This is a genomic window from Croceibacterium segetis (assembly GCF_011320115.1).
In the GTDB taxonomy this organism is placed as follows: domain Bacteria; phylum Pseudomonadota; class Alphaproteobacteria; order Sphingomonadales; family Sphingomonadaceae; genus Croceibacterium_B; species Croceibacterium_B segetis.
The window spans coordinates 254567-271724 of the sequence record NZ_JAANOZ010000001.1 but is presented as its reverse complement, the minus strand read 5'-3'; the positions used below and the strand labels follow the sequence as shown (position 1 = coordinate 271724).

Sequence of the window (17158 nt, the reverse complement as noted above, 5' to 3'; positions counted from 1 at the left end):
AAACCATGATGCGATTGCTCCGCCTTTGGCTCGCATGCGTCTTGGCCATGGCCGTGCCGGCCTGGGCGGCGGATCCACCCCCGCTCGCCGCCTACGGCAACCTGCCCGACATCGAAACGATGGCGCTTTCAAACGACGGTTCGCGGATCGCCGCGGTGATGACGATCAAGGGCGAGCGCGTGGTCGTGCTGATGAGCGACAAGCTGCAGACGATCCGCATGATGCGCCTGCAGGACGCAAAGGTTCGTTCGCTGGACTGGGTCGGCAACGACGCGCTGGTTGTGGAGATGAGCCGTACTGAAATCCTCGGGCCGGAATACATCGGCAGCAGCAAGTTCGAGTTCTGGCACGCGATCGTCATCCCGGCCGACGCGGCGAAGGACCCGATCTTGGTCTTCGACAAAGACCCAGTGATGCTCAATGCGATCTTCGGCAGCGCCGGAACGCGCAAGATCGACGGACGCTGGCTGGTCTATTTCGCCGGCGTCGAGAGAGAGCGCGGCGCGCGGGGTTATGCCCTTACCAGCGGCCGGCCCGCGCTGTTCGCGATCGACCCGCTGACGGGCCACCGGAACAAGATCGCCGATCGCGGCTCGCAAGGGCAAGGAACCGGCTGGCTGCTAAGCCGGGACGGCAAGGTCGCCGCAACGTTCTCGATCGATATCCTGCGCGGCAGCTGGCAAATCGACGCGCCCGGGGGCCTCGAGCTGGCCAGTGGTGTCGCGACACGGGGGGGCGCGGGACTGGTGGCGCTCGGCAAGGACGGCCGGTCAATCATCTACCGCGAGCTCGACGAGAGCGAAGGGCGGACGAAATGGAAGGAGGTCTCGCTCGATGGACGATCGGGCATTTCCCAGTTCGCTTACGAGGACGAGATGTCCCGGCTCTTTACCGACCGCCTCAACGGCGAATTGATCGGATACCTGCGCATGGGCCGTCGCGAGAGGCCGCATTTCTACGATCCGGCGAAGCAGGCCGTCGTGGAGCAAATCTACAAGGCTTTCCCCAACCTCAATGTGCGGATGGTCGACTGGACGCCCGACTTTTCGCGCGTGCTTGTGCGCACGGACGGCAATGCCGACAGCGGCACGTGGTATCTCGTCGACATGGCGACAATGCATGCCGAAGCGATCGGTTACGAGCGCGTCGCGATCGGTCCCGAGTGGGTCGGGAACATCTCGACCGTCGCCTACAAAGCGAAAGACGGGCTCGACCTCGACGGAATACTCAGCTTGCCTCCGGGCCGGGAGCCGAAGAACTTGCCGGTGGTCGTGCTCCCGCATGGTGGGCCCCATGCCTATGACGATGAGTCATTCGATTGGTGGGCCCAGGCCTTTGCCTCACGGGGTTATGCCGTTTTCCAGCCCAATTTCCGCGGCTCGACCAATCGCGACGAAACATTCATGCGGGCGGGGTTCGGTCAGTGGGGCAAGGCCATGCAGACCGATATCTCGGACGGCCTGGAAGAGCTGGCCCGGCGCGGGATCGTGGATCGCAAGCGCGCCTGCATCATGGGTGGCAGCTATGGGGGCTATGCGGCCTTGGCGGGCGTGACGCTGCAGCACGGGCTCTATCGCTGCGCCGTCTCCGTCGCAGGCGTTTCCGACGTCGGCGACCTGTTCTCGAGCGAGAAATTCGACAAGGGGGCGGCCGGATTCGTTCGGCGGTCGCGCCTCGAAGAATTCGGCGCGAAGAGCGGCTTCGACGACATCTCGCCCCGCCATTTTGCCAACCAGGCCGACGCGCCGATCCTGTTGATCCACGGCCGCGACGACACCGTCGTGCCGTTCAACCAGAGCTGCGCAATGGCTGACTCTCTGAAAGACGCCGGCAAGCGCTACCAGTTCGAAGTACTCAAAGGCGAGGACCACTGGTTGTCTCGCTCCGACACTCGCCAGCAAATGCTCGAAGCCGCGGTGGCGTTCGTACAGAAGTACAACCCCCCCGACTGAGCGCGCCCAGGTGGGCAAAGTGAGCGCCGAACGGCGCGCGTGGGCCATGGCCAACAAAAAATCCGGCGGCGGCAAGCAGTCGGGCTCGTCCGAGCAGCGCTCGGCGGCCGCCCCAAAGGCTGGGAAACACGTCGCCGACACGGCAACAACTGATCCCGTTGGCGCGGACGCGCCGAGGCCCCTAATCTCTCCACAGGCGAATCGGCCGTGGGAGAGATGGCGTGGCGACCAGCGCGGCGGACCGCTCGGAAGAACTGACCGCACAGGGCATCCTGGCGAACGCCCGAGCGATGGCCCCCGCGATCGCCGCGCGCTCGGGGGAAATCGAAGCCTTGCGCCGGCTGCCGGCCGACCTCGTTGCCGATCTGCGCGCGGCCGGCTTCTTCCGGATGGGCCGTAGCCGGGCGAAAGGCGGGCCGCAGATGTCGCTGCCGCAGCACCTCGAAGTCATCGAAGTGCTCGCCGAAGCCGATCCGTCGGTCGGCTGGTGCGTCAAGATCGGCACCGACAGCGGAATCATCGCCGAATTGTTGCCGCCGTCCGCCTCGGCACGGCTGCTGCCGCATCCGGACATGGTCACCGCCGGCCAATTCACCGCCGGTCGCGGCCGGCTGCAGCGGGTCGAGGGCGGCTACATCCTCAACGGACGCTTTCCGTTCGGGAGCGGGATCACCCACGCCGATGCGGTGATGAGCGGGGCGATGCTGTTCGACGAGAGCGGCGCGCCGGTTGTCGCTGCCAGCGGCCTGCCGGAAACCCGCCTCGCCTTCTGCCGCGCGGACGAACTGGTGATCGAGGACACCTGGCACACCCACGGCCTGCGCGGCAGCGGCAGCACGCATTACCGCGCTGAGGACCTGTTCATCCCCGAGGAACAGGCGCTGCGGATCGACGCGACGCTGTTCCAAGGCCGCGAGGCACTCTATTCGAGTGGCTTCAACTGGGTGACGACGATGGCCGCGGTGCCGCTCGGCACCGCCCGCCGTGCCCTCGACGAGGCAAAGGCCCTGATCGCCGAGCGCATGGGCGGCATCCCGCCGCAGCCCTTGAGCAAGCTCTCGCATGTGCAGGAAGCGATCGCCGAGGCGGAGACCCGCTACGGCGCCGCGCGCGCCTTCCTCTACGCTGCGGCGAACGACTTCTGGGCCGAGCTCGAGCAAGGCACGCCCGCCGTGGAGACCAGGGGCCGCCTCGCCCTCGCCAACGTCAATTCCTTCCGCATGGCGGCCGAGGTTACCCGCCAATTGTTCGACCTGATCGGCGCCAACGTGATCTTCGAAGGTTCGCCCCTCGAACGCCTCGCCCGCGATGCGCTGACTCTCAACCAGCATATGATCATCGCGCGCCCCGCCCTCGCTACCTACGGCGCGATGATGCTGGGCGAGGGGCATCCCTCGCCGCTTTACTGAAGCTTAGAACAGCCCGGCGATCTCCATCGCCGCGTCGACCGCCTTCTTCGCCGCGTCGCTGCAGGGGGCGATCGGCAGGCGGGTGTCGGCGGTGAGCCAGTTGTGCAGACGGCTGAGCGCGTACTTGGTCGGCGATGGGCTCGCGTCGGCGAACAACGCCTTGTGCAGGGGGAACAGCTTGTCGTTGAGCGCCCTCGCCCGCGCGAAATCGCCGGCCAGGCAGGCGGCGTGGAACTCGGCGCATTGCCTCGGAGCGACATTCGCTGTCACCGAGATGCAGCCGACTTGTCCAAAAGCATAGCCGCCAAGCGCCAGTGGGTCGTCGCCCGACAGTTGGCAGAATTCGGGTCCCGCGCCGAGCCGGTGCTGGACGACGCGCTGCAGGTCACCACTGGCGTCCTTGAGGCCGACGATGCGCTCGGGGAAACGGCGCGCGAGCTCCACCACCGTCTCCGGCAAGATGTCGGTCACCGTGCGGCCGGGCACGTTGTAAAGCACGATCGGCAAGTCGCATTGCTCGGCGAGGTACGAGAAGTGCGCCAGCAGCCCGGCCTGGCTCGGGCGGTTGTAATATGGAGCCACCAGCAGCGCGGCGTCGGCGCCGAGGTCCTTGGCCACCCGCATGTGCCACAGCGCGGTCTTGGTGTCGTTCGAACCGGCTCCGGCGATCACCGGCACCCGGCCGGCGGCCTGCTCGACGCAGATCGAGATGACCTTGTGATGCTCGTCGTGGTCGAGCGTGGCGCTTTCGCCGGTGGTGCCGCACGGAACCAGCGCGCTCGAGCCGTTCTCGACTTGCCAATCGACGAAGCGGCGAAAGGCGGCCTCGTCCAACGCTCCGTCGCGAAAAGGAGTCACCAGAGCGGGTATCGAGCCGGAAAACATTGTGTCGCGCTCCAGAATGGATTCAAAGGTTCCCCGCGTTACCGCGCACATGGGATCATTCACCGCCTGATAAGGAGCCGCTTGCCATAATGTCCAGCATGCTTCGCTGTGCTCTTGCTTCCGCCCTTTTAGCTTCAGTTGCCGGTATCGGCGCTTCCGCGCAGGCGCAGGACGCGACCTACGACGCAGCCGACTGGGACAAGGCGCGCGCCAACCTGGTCGCGCGCCAGCCGGGACGGATGGCGCAGGCGGTCAGCCTGTGGCAGCAGCTGACTGCAAGCAAGGGCTACAGCTTCGGCGACTATGCGAACTTCCTGCTGACTTATCCGGGGTTTCCCGACGCCGACAAGCTGCAAGGCTTCGCCGAGGACCGCCTGAGGGTCGAACCGGTTGCCTCCGACCGGCTGGTGGCCTTCTTCACCAAGTATCCGCCCAAGAGCAATTTCGCTCGCGCGCAGTACGCGCTGGCGCAGTTGACGCTGCAAGCCCCTGCCGGCCTTGAAAACGCCCGTGCCGCCTGGCGCGGCGGCGAAATGGATCCCGGCACCGAGGCCACGCTGCAAGCGAATTACGGGCGCTACCTCACGCAGGACGATCAGGACGCCCGGATGGACGCGTTGCTGTGGCAGCGCAATTCAGCCTCCGCCGTGCGCCAACTCGCGTCGACTTCGCCGGCCAAGCGCGCGCAATTTCAGGCGCGCCTGGCGATTCTGCAGGGCAGCGACGGGTTCACAACAGATCCCGGCGCCAACGCCGACCCGGGCTATCTCTACAATCGCAGCCGCGAGCTGCGCACAGAGGGCCGCTTGCGCGAGGCAGTCGAGCTTCTCGCCAACCGCCCCCGCCTGTCTTCGCTGCCGTTCGACCAGACCGCGTGGGTCGGCGAGCTGCTCAACGTCGCCCGCCTCGGCGGCGCGCGCGAGGCCGAGAAGATCGCCGCCTCGGTCGACGATGCGTTCGCGCCCGGCACCGACATTTCGACCAAGGAGTACAAGCTGCGCGACGACTACACCTCGCTGGTGTGGCTCGGCGCGGCCAAGGCCTGGGAGCTGGGCGATTTTGCCGCCGCGGCGCCGCTGTTCTACCGCTACGCCGCCGCTGCGCGCACTTCGCCGACCAAGACCAAGGGCCTCTACTGGGCTGGGCTCGCGGCCGGACAGGCGGGCGACCAGGCGAACGCCAAGCGGTATCTCGAGCTGGCGGCGCAATATCCCGACCGCTTCTACGGCCAGCTCGCGCTCGAGCGGCTCGGGCGCCCGCTGACCTTCCTCGCGCCGCCCAATGTGACTCCGAGCGAGGCCGAGCGCGCCGCATTCCTGAGCCAGCCGATCACGCAGGCGGTGACCGAAGTCGCCCGCAACGCGCCGTGGAGCGTCGGCATCCGCTTCTATCGCGAGATCGCCGAGCAGGCCGATACCCTGAACGAGGGCGTCCTTGTCGCGCAGCTGGCGCGCGACATCGGCCGCCGTGACCTGGCGGTGATCCTCTCGAATGCGGCCGATTCCAACGGCTTTTCGGGCTTCACCACGATCGGCTTCCCGACATTGGTCGCGCCGCCCGGCACCGACTGGACGATGGTCCACGCGATCACCCGCCAGGAAAGCCAGTTCGCCAACAATGCGATCAGCTATGCCGGCGCGCGTGGGCTGATGCAGCTGATGCCGGGCACGGCGCAGGAGCAGGCGGGCAAGAGCGGTGTGCAATACCTGTCGGCGTCGCTGGTGGACGATCCGGCGTACAACATCCGCCTGGGCGACGGCTATTTCCAGCGCATGCTCAATTACTACGGGGGCAGCTATCCGCTGGCGGTCGCCGCATACAACGCTGGGCCCGGCAACGTGAACAAGTGGCTGCGTCAGAACGGCGATCCGCGTACGGGGGCGATCCGCTGGATCGACTGGATCGAACGAATTCCGGTCTACCAGACGAAGGACTACGTCCAGCGGGTGCTCGAGAATGCCGTCGTCTACGAAACGTTGCACCCCGAGAAGGCGCCCGGCGGCAGGCCACGCAGCCTCAGCCAGTTCCTCCGCTGACGCCCTAATCTACCCAATAATGGTGAGTTTCTGACGGGCGGTGGCGCCCGCGGGTTCGGCCTTGGGACCCCCTGCGGACAGGGGCGTTTCTTTATTCGCGGTTCACCCGGATTAAACCCAATCCGGAAAGCCCAAATTAACCAGCCGGGCTGACGATCCGGCATGCGGCGTGCACGGCAAGAGGCCGCCCGAGAACAACAAGACGGAAGAGGAATGGTCATCGCCGCCCATGCGGCGGCGAGCGACCGGTCGCGTGTGGGGCACAGCCACTAGGAGGCAATCGATGACGCTTACAACGCACTGCAAACTCGCAGCCGCTGCCGCATTGCTGCTCGCCGGTACGGCGGCTTTCGCCGAACCAAGCACGACCCGATCGCGAGATTCGCTGCCGCCGCTGCCAGCGGCGTCGAGCCACGCGTCCGACAATTCGAACGGCCTGCCCAACGCCGACGGCCACAAGCCCGGCAACGGCAACGGATTTGGTCACGAGAAGGACCGCGGTCGCGGCCATGACATCGGCCTCGGCCACGGTCACGACGACGATCATAACACCAGCCCCGGCTGATATGCCGCCCTTGGCGCGGGAAGCGAGCTTCGGCTAAGCTCCCGCGCCATGGAGCCCCGCGCCAACTACATCACCCCCGCGGGGCTCACCGCGCTCCGCGCGCGCTACGACCACTTGCTCGGCACCGAGCGACCGGAGATCGTCGCGATTGTCAGCTGGGCCGCCGGCAACGGTGACCGCAGCGAAAACGGCGACTACCTCTACGGCCGCAAGCGGATGCGTGAGATAGACCGCGAGCTCGCCCACCTCGCGCGGCGGATGAAGGCCGCCAAGGTCGTCGACCCGGCGCAGCAACCCGATCCGGCGCGCGTCTGGTTCGGCGCCACCGTCACCATAGCCGACGAAGACGACAATCATCGGACACTGACCCTGGTCGGCGACGACGAACAGGACGCATCGGCCAACAGGATCGGCTGGAGCGCGCCGATCGCCCGCGCGCTGCGCGGCGCCGCGGTCGGCGACGTCAGGACCGTGCGGCTGCCCGCCGGCGAAAGGGTCTGGGAAGTTCTGGCGATCGCCTATCCGGCGGCTCCATGAGCCGGTATTGCGCGAGCGTGCGCCGCATCCTGATCCCGTTAATTCTGCTCTCGCTAGCCGCCCCCATTTCGGCGAAGGACAGTCTCGGCGTATTCGACGATTGGGGGGCGTTCAGCGACCCGGCGGTGCCAAGGTGTTATGCGATCGCCGCCGCGGAAAAGAGCTCGGGCGGCTACCAGGCTTACGCCGACGTCGGCACCTGGCCTCGGCAAGGAGTGCGCGGGCAGGTCCATTTCCGCCTCTCGCGCGCGCTGGCGAACGGTTCTCGCCCCTCGCTCTCGCTCCGCGGCACGAGATATCCGCTCACTGGTGGCGGAGCCGACGCCTGGGCGCTCGACAAACGGGCGGACGCTGCAATCGTTGCCGCCATGCGGTCGACGGATTCGATGAGCGTCACCGCAGCCGATCGCGCCGGCCGCCGCTTCACAGACCGCTATAGCCTCAGGGGCGCGGCGACTGCGATGGACGCAGCGACGGTAGGGTGCGCGAGAGTGAAGTAAGCCCCCTCCCCCGATAGAGGGAGGGGGAAGCCCGTCAGAACCCAACGCCGACGCTGGCGACCACCTGGTGGCGGTCGGTGTCGATGTTGAAGCGGCTGGAGTCGGGTACGGCCGGATCCTCGAAGTCGAGCTCGCCCTTGTTGTAGTTCGAATAGCGATATTCGACCTTGGCGAAGGTGCGCGGGCCGAGCTTCTGCTGGATGCCGGCGCCGGCGCGCCAGCCGTCGGTGTCGAGGTGCCGGTTGGTCTCGGTAGTGCCGTTGGTGCCGACGTAGTTGAAGCGCGCGTTGGTGTAGCCGCCCTTGGCGTAGACCAGCGTCTTAGGGGTCGCCTTGAAGCCCACGCGCCCACCGACGTAGATGTCACGGCCAGCATCTACGTGGCCGAGGCTGTAGTCGACGAAGCTGTTGTTGTTGTCCGAATCCGCAGTCGAATCGGTCAACTCCGCCTCACCGCCAACTACGATGTTCCCAAGATCGGCGTCGTAACCAACCGCGCCGCCGTAGACGATGCCCTTGGCCGAGCGGTTCTCGTCGGGCTTGGCATCGTTGTCCTGCGAGCTGCCGGCCTTGTTGATATCGTAGCCGGCAACACCCGCCACCCACGGACCCGAGAAGCCCTTGTCTTGGGCCAGCGCGGGCGTGGCGACGGCCACGAGCGAGGTTGCGGCGATGAGGGTGAGACCCTTTTTCATAACGAACTCCATTTTCATTCACAGGCCGTACCGCGTTCCTGCGGTGCGGGACCGGGAAAATGGACGGCCGCCGGGCCGGTTTCATGAACCTCAGACAACGAAAAAGCTGTTGTATTTCGGTCACATTTCCGGCGACGGAGTGCTCTCGCCGAGCGCTGGATTGCGGGAACTGGAGCCGCGGGCGCGGGGTTCGCGGATGCCCGCGCGAGAGCACGACACGCTTTGGCGCTACCCAAGCTTCGCTTCACCGACATATTTTGCTTACCGGCGCTGCTGACCCTATATGCGCCACGCCATGGCCGACACCGCCCTCATGCCGATCGCCGGCCACATCGATCCGGTGACCGTCGCGCGCGACATCACGCCGCGGGAAGACGGCCGGGTCGACCTGATCGGCTTGCCGAAAAGGCGCATCGCCGAATTGTTCGAGGAAGCCGGACTCGATGCGAAGCAGGCCAAGCTGCGCGCCAAGCAGGTGTTCCACTGGCTCTACCACCGCGGGGTGACCGAATTCGACGCCATGACCGACATCGCCAAGACGATGCGGCCGTGGCTCGCCCAGCGGTTCGTCATCGGCCGTCCCGAAGTGATTGAGGCGCAACAATCGGACGACGGCACCCGCAAGTGGCTGCTGCGAACCGCCGACGGACACGACTTCGAAATGGTGTTCATTCCGGATGCCGACCGCGGCACACTGTGCGTTTCTAGCCAGGTCGGCTGCACGCTCAACTGCCGCTTCTGCCATACCGGAACCATGCGCCTGGTGCGCAATCTCACGCCCGGCGAGATCGTCGGCCAGGTCATGCTTGCGCGGGATGCTCTCGGCGAATGGCCCAAGGGCCGAATGGACGTACCCGACGAAGAAGACGTCACCGAATACAGCGCCGACGGCCGCTTGCTCACCAACATCGTGATGATGGGCATGGGCGAGCCGCTGTACAATTTCGACAACGTGCGCGACGCGCTCAGGCTTGTAATGGATGGCGACGGACTGGCGCTGTCGAAGCGCCGAATCACCCTTTCGACCAGTGGCGTAGTGCCAATGATGGCCCGCTGCGGCGAGGAGATCGGGACGAACCTCGCCGTCAGCCTGCACGCGACCAACAAGGACGTCCGCGACGAGATCGTCCCGCTCAACAAGAAGTACGGCATCGAGGAGCTACTCGCGGCCTGCGCCGCCTATCCAGGCGCTTCCAATGCGCGCCGGATCACCTTCGAGTACGTGATGCTCAAGGACAAGAACGACAGCGACGCCGACGCGCGCGAACTCGTGCGCTTGATCAAGCAGTACAAGCTGCCGGCGAAGGTAAACCTGATCCCGTTCAATCCGTGGCCCGGCGCGCCTTACGAATGCTCGACGCCCGAGCGGATCCGGCGCTTCTCGGAGATTGTCTTCGAGGCGGGTATTTCCGCTCCGGTGCGCACCCCGCGCGGGCGCGACATCGACGCCGCCTGCGGCCAGCTCAAGACCGCGGCCGAGAAGAAAAGCCGCGCCGAGCTCGACCGTCTCGCGGCGGAAAAGCAGGCGGCGCTCGGTTAGGACTCGAACAGCGGCAAAGCCGCGCCGCGGGCGATCGTGTCGCACCGTCCGCCGATCCAAACCCGCCCATCGGCATCCCGGACGCATTCGATGCGGCCGTCGGCGCCGGTCTTGCGACCTTGCGCGGCGACATAGCGGTCCTTGGCCAGCCCCGTTTCGAACAAGTGCAGTGCCACGCCTGCGTTGAAGCTGCCGGTCACCGGGTCCTCGACGATCTTGCCGTGCTGATCGGCGAAGAACGCGCGCATTTCCCAGTCCGCGCCTCGGCCGTCGAGCACCGGGCCGGCAAGGCCGATGTCGGTCCCCGCCGGCGCCTTGGCCACGGGTTGCGCCGCGAGCACATCCTCCGCCGAACGCAGCCGCAGCAGTTGCCATTGCGGTCCGTTGGCGACGTGCACCGCCTCGACGATCGATGCCTCCTCGACGCCGGCGATGCGCGCGGCTTCCGCCCGCTCGGCATCGCTCAGCGGACCAGTGCGGGTGAAGCCGGGCGCGGCGAATGCGAGCGTCGCGACCTCGCGCTTCACCTCCACCAGGCCGACGCCGCATTCCTGAACCACGATGCCCGCGCGCTTCGGTTGGCCACCGGCCTCCAGCCAGGCATGGCAACTGCCCAGCGTGGGATGCCCAGCGAAAGGCAACTCGCCCGCCGGGTAGAAGATGCGCACCTTGTAGTCGGCGGCCGCGTCGCTCGGCGGCAGCAGGTACGTGGTTTCCGAAAACCCCAGCCATTGAGTCAGCGCCAGCATCTGCGCGGTCCCCAGCCCTTCCGCGCCGCGAACAACGGCGAGCGGATTGCCCCTCAGTGGGGCCGAACCGAACACGTCTACGAGATCGAGGATCACGAACTGCCCTCCAGAAAAATTTGAGCGCTATGGCATCAGTTGTCGCCGTGCAAACTTCCGATTCAGCGAATTTGCCTATTCGACCGTTGACGCCGATACGAACATCCCATCGCACCGGGGCACCGTCTCATCGCCTCTTTACGGACCGCCGCCGCCGTTCATCTGGCGTTGTGGACCCGCGAACGATGCTAACCGTTGTGGGGGCGAGAATTTGAGAACGGAAAGGTTCATCCCATGAAGAAGACCCTGCTTGCGCTCACCGCCGCGTCGATGGCGCTTCCGGCCTCCCTGGCCCTGCCCACCGCCCCGGCCGAGGCCCGCCATCACGCGACCCGCTATTACACCGCGAGCAACGGCGTTCGCTACTGGCGCGGAAGCGACGGCCGCTATCATTGCCGCCGCTCGAACGGTACGGTCGGATTGATCATCGGCGCCGCCGGCGGTGCTCTGGTCGGACGCGCGGTCGACACCCACGGATCGCGCACGACCGGGACGGTGATCGGCGCCGCGGCCGGTGCCCTGCTCGGCCGCTCGGTCGCCCGCAACCATGTGCGCTGCCGCTGATAGATTGGACCAAAGTCCCCGAGAGGGCCGTGCGGCGGGTATCGTCGCGCGGCCCTTTTGCGTATGATGATACGCAAATGACCGTTCGGAGAGTGCCATGATCGAAACCGCCCTCGTCTCTTGCGACGACCATCTCGACCTTAACATGCTGCCGGCGAATGTTTGGCAAAAGCGCATGGCCGGGAAGTGGGGCGAGCGGACCCCGCGTGTCGAGATTTCCGACACGGGCGGGATGTGGGTCGCCGACGGCGAACGGTGGGGCTTCTGGTCCGGCACCAAGAGCAGCTTCTTCGGCAACGGCCCCAAGCCGATCCACACTGCCTATGACCGCGGCGGGATCGAGGACGTGACCGAGCTGCGCGCCGGTCACCCCCAATTGCGCCTCGCCGACATGGACCGTGACCACGTCTGGGCACACCTGGTGTTCGGACCAGTAACCAGCATCAAGACCGCCGACCCCGAGTTCATGCAGGCCTGCTACGCCGCCTACAACGATTGGCTCTACGACGACTTCTGCTCGGCCGCGCCCGACCGCCTGATCGGGGTAGCGATGCTGCCGCCCTATCCCGAAGCGGCCTATGCCGAGCTCAAGCGCCTCGCCGAAAAAGGGGGTGTGCGCCAGGCCAACCTGCAGATCGCTGTCGCCGAGCCGCGGCTCGAGGATCCGCGTTGGGAGCCGCTGTTCGACCTGCTCGAGCAATCCGGCATCGTCCTCAGCTTCCACGTCACCGTTTTCCCCAAGGCCGGCGACGCGTTCGACAAGTACAAAGGGAGCCCGGGCGCGACCTTCCTCCACGCCAAGATGTTCATCGAGCAGTTCCTCGATCCGTTCGTCGACCTGTTCGCCTGGGGCATCCTCGAGCGGCATCCCAAGCTCAAGATCGTCATCGCCGAAAGCGGCGTCGGCTGGGTGCCGTGGGTCGTCGAGGAGCTCGACTATCGCTACTGGCGGTTGTGGGAGTGCGCCGACTACTGGGCCGACAAGGGCGGGATACCGCACAAGACCAAGCCCAGCGAAGTGTTCCAGCGCCAGGTCTACGGCACTTTCCAGCAAAGCCCGACGGCGATGCGGCTGCTCGAGTTCTGGGGCCCCGACAACATGCTCTGGGCGAGCGACTACCCCCACCCGGATTCGATCTGGCCGAACTCGGTGCGCACGATCGGCGAGACGATGGGGCACATGGATCCGGCCGACGTGCGCAAGCTTGTCGGCGGCAACGCGGCCAAGCTCTACGGGCTTGACTTGTCGAAGGCGACGGTGCGCGCAAACCTCCCGATCGGCGGAGAAAGAGCCGCAGCTTAGGAACCCGCTGGCGGCCAACCGAATTCTGGCTCTGCCGGGCAAAACCGGCGACGGTGGAGAATGCCGTGGCGGCCGAAACGCTCGATCCCGTTCTGCCCGCCAGGGTGCAACACAAGGCGCAAGCGGTGCTTGACGCCGCGCACGACAGGGAACTCAGGCTGGCGACCGCCGAAAGCTGCACCGGCGGCTTGCTCGCCGCGCTGCTGACGGATGTCGGGGGACGCGGCCATGTGTTTGACCGAGGTTTCGTCGTCTATTCGAAGGACGCCAAGTGCGACCTGCTCGGCATCGCGCGTCAGAAGGTGGACAGTTGCGGCGCCGTCAGTGAGTCGGTCGCGCGTGAAATGGCCCAGGGCGCGCTCCGCCGTTCGAAGTCGGACATTGCCGTGTCGATCACCGGCTTTGCCGGCCCGGGCGGACCCGACGACGAGGAGGGCCTGGTGCACTTCGCCTGCGCGCGACGAGGCGGTGAAGTCGCCCACCGCGAAGAGCATTTCGGCGAGATCGGCCGCGACGGGGTGCGCATCGCCGCGCTCGAAACGGCGCTCGAGATGATCGAAGAAGCCCTCGCGCGGTGATCGGCCCGGGGCTCAAAGCTTCCGTTCGTAGCAAGCGACGCGCAGGGCCTCAGACGGCGGTTGCAGCAGCGTGAACGCCTGGCGGGAACCCTCGCCCAGCTCCTGACAGGTCGCTGTGTCCGCGCAGATTGAGCTGTGCTCGCGCGAGCCGAGATCGCACATCCGCTTGGCGAGCGAAGGGGTGCGGCCGATAATGCTCGCCGTGCGCAATTGCCCGAACGACAGCGCGATCGGATGGATCGCTCCGGTCGACAGGCCGAAGCGCAGCGAAAGGCGCGCCTTCAGATGATTCAAGTCCGCGCGATAGGCGGCGGCGAGGCGCTGGAAGTGCTGCTCGATCGCCAGGCAACATTCGAGCGCCGCCTGCGCTGAGTTGCGGTCCTCGGCCGCGAACGAAGCCATCAGCCCGTCCCCGGTGAACGCCTCGAAGATGCCGCGATGGCGATTGATCTCATCGACCGAGCTTCGCATCAGCTCGCCCATGAACTTGCGGGTCACGAAGCTGCGGGCTTCGTCGATGAACAGCCCGGACGAATTGGAGATATCGAGCGAAAGGACAGTCCCGCGCTCTGAATCGCGCGGCACGCGCAAGTCGACCAGTTCGAGCGCCTGCCCGTTGGTCGCCGTGAAGCGTTCGGCCAGCTCGACCAGCCTCGCGCGGTGCGTATCGACGATCCAGGCCGCGGCGACCGCGTCGATCGGTTCCTTGTCGGATAGGAGCTGAACGACGCCGACCTTGCGCCCGTCGCCCTTGGCCGCGCTCGACTGCAAGCATTCGGCGTAGGTCGAACTCGGCATGAAATCATCGATCGAGAACGCGGTTGCACTGGAATGCACGGTCACCGCATCGAGATAACTGATCACCGCGCGCGCATCGCGACCGGCGAACACCGTGCCAACGAACGAGGCGCTCGCGGTTTCGTGCGCGGTGGCCAGCACGATAAGGCCGAGAAACGCGCCGCGCCGGTTTTCGACCGGCACGTAGAGCGTGGCGCGGTCCGCGCCCGATCGTTCGGTCAGCTCGTTGAGGATCGAGACGATCGCGCTGCGCCAGGCCACCGGCTTGGAATCGCCGTCGGCGGTCGTGGCCACGGTCTTTTCAAGCTGCTCGATCTGATTGCGTTGCTGCTGGACTTGTGACCGCGCGGCATCGAGATCCTTCTCGAGGCGCCCTTCGCGGTATTTGAGCGCCCGCCAGCTGACCAGCCCGGTGGCGGCCGCCGTGCCGACACCCACTACGAACGGGTTGGCGAGAAACTCGAGAACGCCCATGGCCTTGCCCCCGTGCAAATACCTGGGGACAAGCTTAGCAAACAGCCCGGCCCTTGCTCAAACTTAAACGCGAAATGCGCCCTCTTCGCCGGAACGCCTCGCCTTGCGGTCTGTATCCTTTTAGGATACTAATAGGTCATGCATAGAGCCGGAGAGAAGATACGCGCCTGGCGTGAAAACCAGCGCCCGCCGCTAACAGCCGCTGAATTTGGCCAAAAATTCGGCGAGCCCGAAACCTGGCCCAGCCGGACCGTTTACGGCTGGGAGACTCGCGGTAAGATACCGCGGCCCAGTATCCAGAGGCGCCTGACCGAACTGGGAATCTGCCAGCCGACCGACTGGCTCGAGCCGCCGTCCGAGGCAAACTCACGCCCCGCCGATCCAAAGGCTCATCCCTTCTACGACATGCATCGTCACGGCTTCCTCCGCGTCGCCACCAGCACCCCGCGCGTGCGCACCGCCGATGTTGCCTACAATCGCGACGGCATCATCGACGAAGCCCAGCGCGCTCACGCCGCACATGTCGACCTGTTGGTCTATCCCGAGCTCTGCGTCTCATCCTATGCGCTCGACGACCTGCTCATGCAGTCAGCGCTGCTCGATGCTGTCGAGAAGGCCGTCACGGCGATCGTCGCGGCCAGCGCCGGCTTGACCCCCGTACTACTGGTCGGTGCGCCGCTGCGGCACGAGGGCCGCTTGTACAACTGCGCCCTCGCCATCGCCGATGGCAAGCTCCTTGGCGCGGTTCCCAAGAGCTACTTGCCCAACTACCGCGAGTTCTACGAGAAGCGCTGGTTTGCCTCCGGCCTGGACATCGTGGGCCAGGCGATCCGCATCGCCGGAATCGAAGTGCCTTTCGGGACCGACCTGATGTTCGCCTCGAACCAGTTGCCGGGCTTCAGGCTGTTCATCGAAATCTGCGAGGACTTCTGGGCCGCCACCCCGCCTTCGACCGCCGGCGCGCTCGCCGGGGCGACTATCCTCGCCAACCTCTCCGCCTCGAACATCGTCATCGGCAAGGCAGACGAGCGCCACATGCTGTGTCGGTCTCAGTCGGCGCGCACCGCCTCCGCGTACATCTATTCGGCGGCCGGCCACGGAGAGAGCACCACCGACCTCGCCTGGGACGGCCAAGGTATCGTCTACGAGCTGGGCGACCTGCTGGCTGAGAGCGAGCGCTTCAGCCTGCGGCCGGAACTGTGCATCGCCGACGTCGACACCGCGCGCATCCTGGGCGACCGCCTCCGCCTGCCGACCTTCAACGACGCCGCCACGCAGGCGGCCCACCCCGTCAGGGTTGTCAACTTCAACCACCGTCCCGCCGCCGGCGATATCGGTTTGCAGCGGCCGATCCGCCGTTTCCCATTCGTCCCCAACCGCCCGGACAAGCTCGACGCCGACTGCTATGAGGCGTTCAACATCCAGGTCGACGGGCTGATGCGCCGCTTCGAACAGACCCGCGGCGACAGCTTGGTAATCGGCATATCGGGCGGCCTCGATTCGACCCACGCGTTGATCGTTGCCGCCAAGGCGCTCGACCGACTCGGCCTGCCGCGCACGCTGATCCGCGGCTACACCATGCCCGGCTTCGGCACCTCCGAAGGCACCAAGTCGAACGCGTGGAAGCTGATGCAGGCGATGGGGATCACGGCAGAGGAGATCGACATCCGCCCCGCCGCGACGCGGATGCTCGAGGATATCGGCCATCCCTTCGCGGGCGGCGAGCCGGTTTACGATGTCACGTTCGAGAACGTCCAGGCAGGCCTACGGACTGATTACCTGTTCCGTCTTGCCGGGCAGCACAACGGCTTTGTGATCGGCACCGGCGATCTCAGCGAGCTGGCGCTCGGCTGGTGCACATACGGCGTCGGCGACCAGATGAGCCATTATGCGGTCAACGCCGGCGTGCCAAAGACGCTCATTCAGTACCTGATCCGCTGGGTCACGCGTACCAACCAGTTCGAGCCGGCAACCGACGAAGTGCTCGAAGCGATCCTCGACCAGGAGATAAGCCCCGAGCTGGTGCCTGTCGGGGAGGATGGCGAGATCCAGAGCACGCAGCAGAAGATCGGCCCTTACGAGCTCAACGACTTCTACCTCCATCACACGATGCGCTTCGGGCAACTGCCCTCGAAGGTCGCCTTCCTGGCCTGGCACGCCTGGCGCGACAAGGCGCACGGCGCGTGGCCGGCCGGGTTCCCCGAGGCCAACATGAACGCATACGATCTTGCCACCATCCGCAAGTGGCTGGAGAGTTTCCTGTTCCGCTTCTTCGAGCTCAGTCAGTTCAAGCGCAGCGCCATTCCCAACGGCCCGAAAGTCTCGAGCGGCGGCGCGCTAAGCCCGCGCGGGGACTGGCGTGCCCCAAGCGACGCCTCCGCCGAAGTGTGGCTGGCCGAGCTGCGCGCGAACGTCCCCGAATAGGAACTAGCTGCGCGGGCGGCCGTTTTCCTACCGATCAACCACGGGGAGATTTCG

General features: G+C 66.1%; 15 protein-coding genes. 11 read left to right on the top strand and 4 right to left on the bottom strand.

Annotation, left to right across the window (positions count from 1 at the left end):
• Positions 1-47 precede the first annotated feature (47 nt).
• Positions 48-1952 carry an alpha/beta hydrolase family protein gene (locus tag G7B69_RS01395; RefSeq protein WP_243414977.1) on the top strand — a complete coding sequence of 635 codons (1905 nt, stop codon included), beginning with the start codon at positions 48-50 and terminating at the stop codon, positions 1950-1952.
• Positions 1953-2173: 221 nt separating this feature from the next.
• Positions 2174-3361, top strand: coding sequence for an acyl-CoA dehydrogenase family protein (locus tag G7B69_RS01390; protein ID WP_166175288.1), 1188 nt, complete (start codon positions 2174-2176; stop codon positions 3359-3361).
• A gap of 3 nt (positions 3362-3364) precedes the next feature.
• Here G7B69_RS01390 and dapA read toward each other — a convergent pair whose 3' ends face one another.
• Positions 3365-4246, bottom strand: coding sequence for a 4-hydroxy-tetrahydrodipicolinate synthase (dapA, locus tag G7B69_RS01385; RefSeq protein WP_166175286.1), 882 nt, complete (start codon positions 4244-4246; stop codon positions 3365-3367).
• An 89-nt stretch (positions 4247-4335) separates the two neighbouring features.
• On the opposite strand from dapA, the gene G7B69_RS01380 reads away from it, so the two are divergent.
• From G7B69_RS01380 to G7B69_RS01365, 4 genes are all read left to right on the top strand, one after another.
• A complete protein-coding gene (locus tag G7B69_RS01380; RefSeq protein WP_166175284.1) occupies positions 4336-6282 on the top strand; it encodes a lytic transglycosylase domain-containing protein in 1947 nt (648 codons plus the stop codon).
• Positions 6283-6565: 283 nt separating this feature from the next.
• Complete coding sequence (locus G7B69_RS01375) at positions 6566-6847, top strand: hypothetical protein (protein ID WP_166175282.1); 282 nt, start codon at positions 6566-6568, stop codon at positions 6845-6847.
• Between the two features lie 48 nt (positions 6848-6895).
• The gene (gene greB, locus G7B69_RS01370; RefSeq protein WP_166175280.1) at positions 6896-7384 is read left to right on the top strand and encodes a transcription elongation factor GreB; all 489 of its coding nucleotides are present in this window, start codon (positions 6896-6898) and stop codon (positions 7382-7384) included.
• Positions 7381-7884 carry an invasion associated locus B family protein gene (locus tag G7B69_RS01365; RefSeq protein ID WP_166175278.1) on the top strand — a complete coding sequence of 168 codons (504 nt, stop codon included), beginning with the start codon at positions 7381-7383 and terminating at the stop codon, positions 7882-7884. The genes greB and G7B69_RS01365 overlap by 4 nt, the downstream gene beginning before the upstream one ends.
• A 34-nt stretch (positions 7885-7918) precedes the next feature.
• Here the strand turns inward: G7B69_RS01365 and G7B69_RS01360 are convergent, their stop codons facing one another.
• Entirely contained in the window at positions 7919-8578 is a 660-nt protein-coding gene (locus tag G7B69_RS01360) for an outer membrane protein (RefSeq protein ID WP_166175276.1), read from the bottom strand.
• 295 nt (positions 8579-8873) lie between these two features.
• Between G7B69_RS01360 and rlmN the strand changes: the two genes are divergently transcribed.
• The gene (rlmN, locus tag G7B69_RS01355; protein ID WP_166175274.1) at positions 8874-10118 is read left to right on the top strand and encodes a dual-specificity RNA methyltransferase RlmN; all 1245 of its coding nucleotides are present in this window, start codon (positions 8874-8876) and stop codon (positions 10116-10118) included.
• Here rlmN and G7B69_RS01350 read toward each other — a convergent pair.
• Entirely contained in the window at positions 10115-10963 is an 849-nt protein-coding gene (locus tag G7B69_RS01350; protein WP_166175272.1) for a PhzF family phenazine biosynthesis protein, read from the bottom strand. The two genes, rlmN and G7B69_RS01350, sit on opposite strands and share 4 nt — an antisense overlap.
• Positions 10964-11197: 234 nt before the next feature.
• Between G7B69_RS01350 and G7B69_RS01345 the strand changes: the two genes are divergently transcribed.
• The 3 genes from G7B69_RS01345 to G7B69_RS01335 all read left to right on the top strand — a co-directional run bounded on the left by G7B69_RS01345 (position 11198) and on the right by G7B69_RS01335 (position 13408).
• Positions 11198-11527 (top strand): glycine zipper 2TM domain-containing protein, encoded by a 330-nt coding sequence (locus tag G7B69_RS01345; RefSeq protein ID WP_166175270.1) that lies wholly within the window; start codon positions 11198-11200, stop codon positions 11525-11527.
• Positions 11528-11624: 97 nt separating this feature from the next.
• Positions 11625-12830 (top strand): amidohydrolase family protein, encoded by a 1206-nt coding sequence (locus G7B69_RS01340; RefSeq protein WP_243414976.1) that lies wholly within the window; start codon positions 11625-11627, stop codon positions 12828-12830.
• 65 nt (positions 12831-12895) lie between these two features.
• Complete coding sequence (locus G7B69_RS01335) at positions 12896-13408, top strand: CinA family protein (protein WP_243414975.1); 513 nt, start codon at positions 12896-12898, stop codon at positions 13406-13408.
• A gap of 12 nt (positions 13409-13420) precedes the next feature.
• On the opposite strand, the gene G7B69_RS01330 is transcribed toward G7B69_RS01335, so the two are convergent.
• Positions 13421-14698: an adenylate/guanylate cyclase domain-containing protein gene (locus G7B69_RS01330; RefSeq protein ID WP_166175266.1), complete on the bottom strand. Its 1278-nt coding sequence runs from the start codon at positions 14696-14698 to the stop codon at positions 13421-13423.
• Positions 14699-15085: 387 nt separating this feature from the next.
• Here G7B69_RS01330 and G7B69_RS01325 point away from each other — a divergent pair, with 387 nt between their 5' ends.
• Positions 15086-17104, top strand: a complete 2019-nt coding sequence (locus tag G7B69_RS01325) for an NAD(+) synthase (RefSeq protein ID WP_243414991.1) — start codon at positions 15086-15088, stop codon at positions 17102-17104.
• Positions 17105-17158: the final 54 nt, after the last annotated feature.

What these genes read in the sequence shown, in the direction of transcription:
- G7B69_RS01395 (WP_243414977.1), top strand. Translation starts at nt 48, where the DNA reads ATGGCCGTGCCGGCCTGGGCGGCGGATCCACCCCCGCTCGCCGCCTAC.
- dapA (WP_166175286.1), bottom strand. Translation starts at nt 4,246, where the DNA reads ATGTTTTCCGGCTCGATACCCGCTCTGGTGACTCCTTTTCGCGACGGA.
- G7B69_RS01380 (WP_166175284.1), top strand. Translation starts at nt 4,336, where the DNA reads ATGTCCAGCATGCTTCGCTGTGCTCTTGCTTCCGCCCTTTTAGCTTCA.
- G7B69_RS01375 (WP_166175282.1), top strand. Translation starts at nt 6,566, where the DNA reads ATGACGCTTACAACGCACTGCAAACTCGCAGCCGCTGCCGCATTGCTG.
- greB (WP_166175280.1), top strand. Translation starts at nt 6,896, where the DNA reads ATGGAGCCCCGCGCCAACTACATCACCCCCGCGGGGCTCACCGCGCTC.
- G7B69_RS01365 (WP_166175278.1), top strand. Translation starts at nt 7,381, where the DNA reads ATGAGCCGGTATTGCGCGAGCGTGCGCCGCATCCTGATCCCGTTAATT.
- G7B69_RS01360 (WP_166175276.1), bottom strand. Translation starts at nt 8,578, where the DNA reads ATGAAAAAGGGTCTCACCCTCATCGCCGCAACCTCGCTCGTGGCCGTC.
- rlmN (WP_166175274.1), top strand. Translation starts at nt 8,874, where the DNA reads ATGGCCGACACCGCCCTCATGCCGATCGCCGGCCACATCGATCCGGTG.
- G7B69_RS01345 (WP_166175270.1), top strand. Translation starts at nt 11,198, where the DNA reads ATGAAGAAGACCCTGCTTGCGCTCACCGCCGCGTCGATGGCGCTTCCG.
- G7B69_RS01340 (WP_243414976.1), top strand. Translation starts at nt 11,625, where the DNA reads ATGATCGAAACCGCCCTCGTCTCTTGCGACGACCATCTCGACCTTAAC.
- G7B69_RS01325 (WP_243414991.1), top strand. Translation starts at nt 15,086, where the DNA reads ATGCATCGTCACGGCTTCCTCCGCGTCGCCACCAGCACCCCGCGCGTG.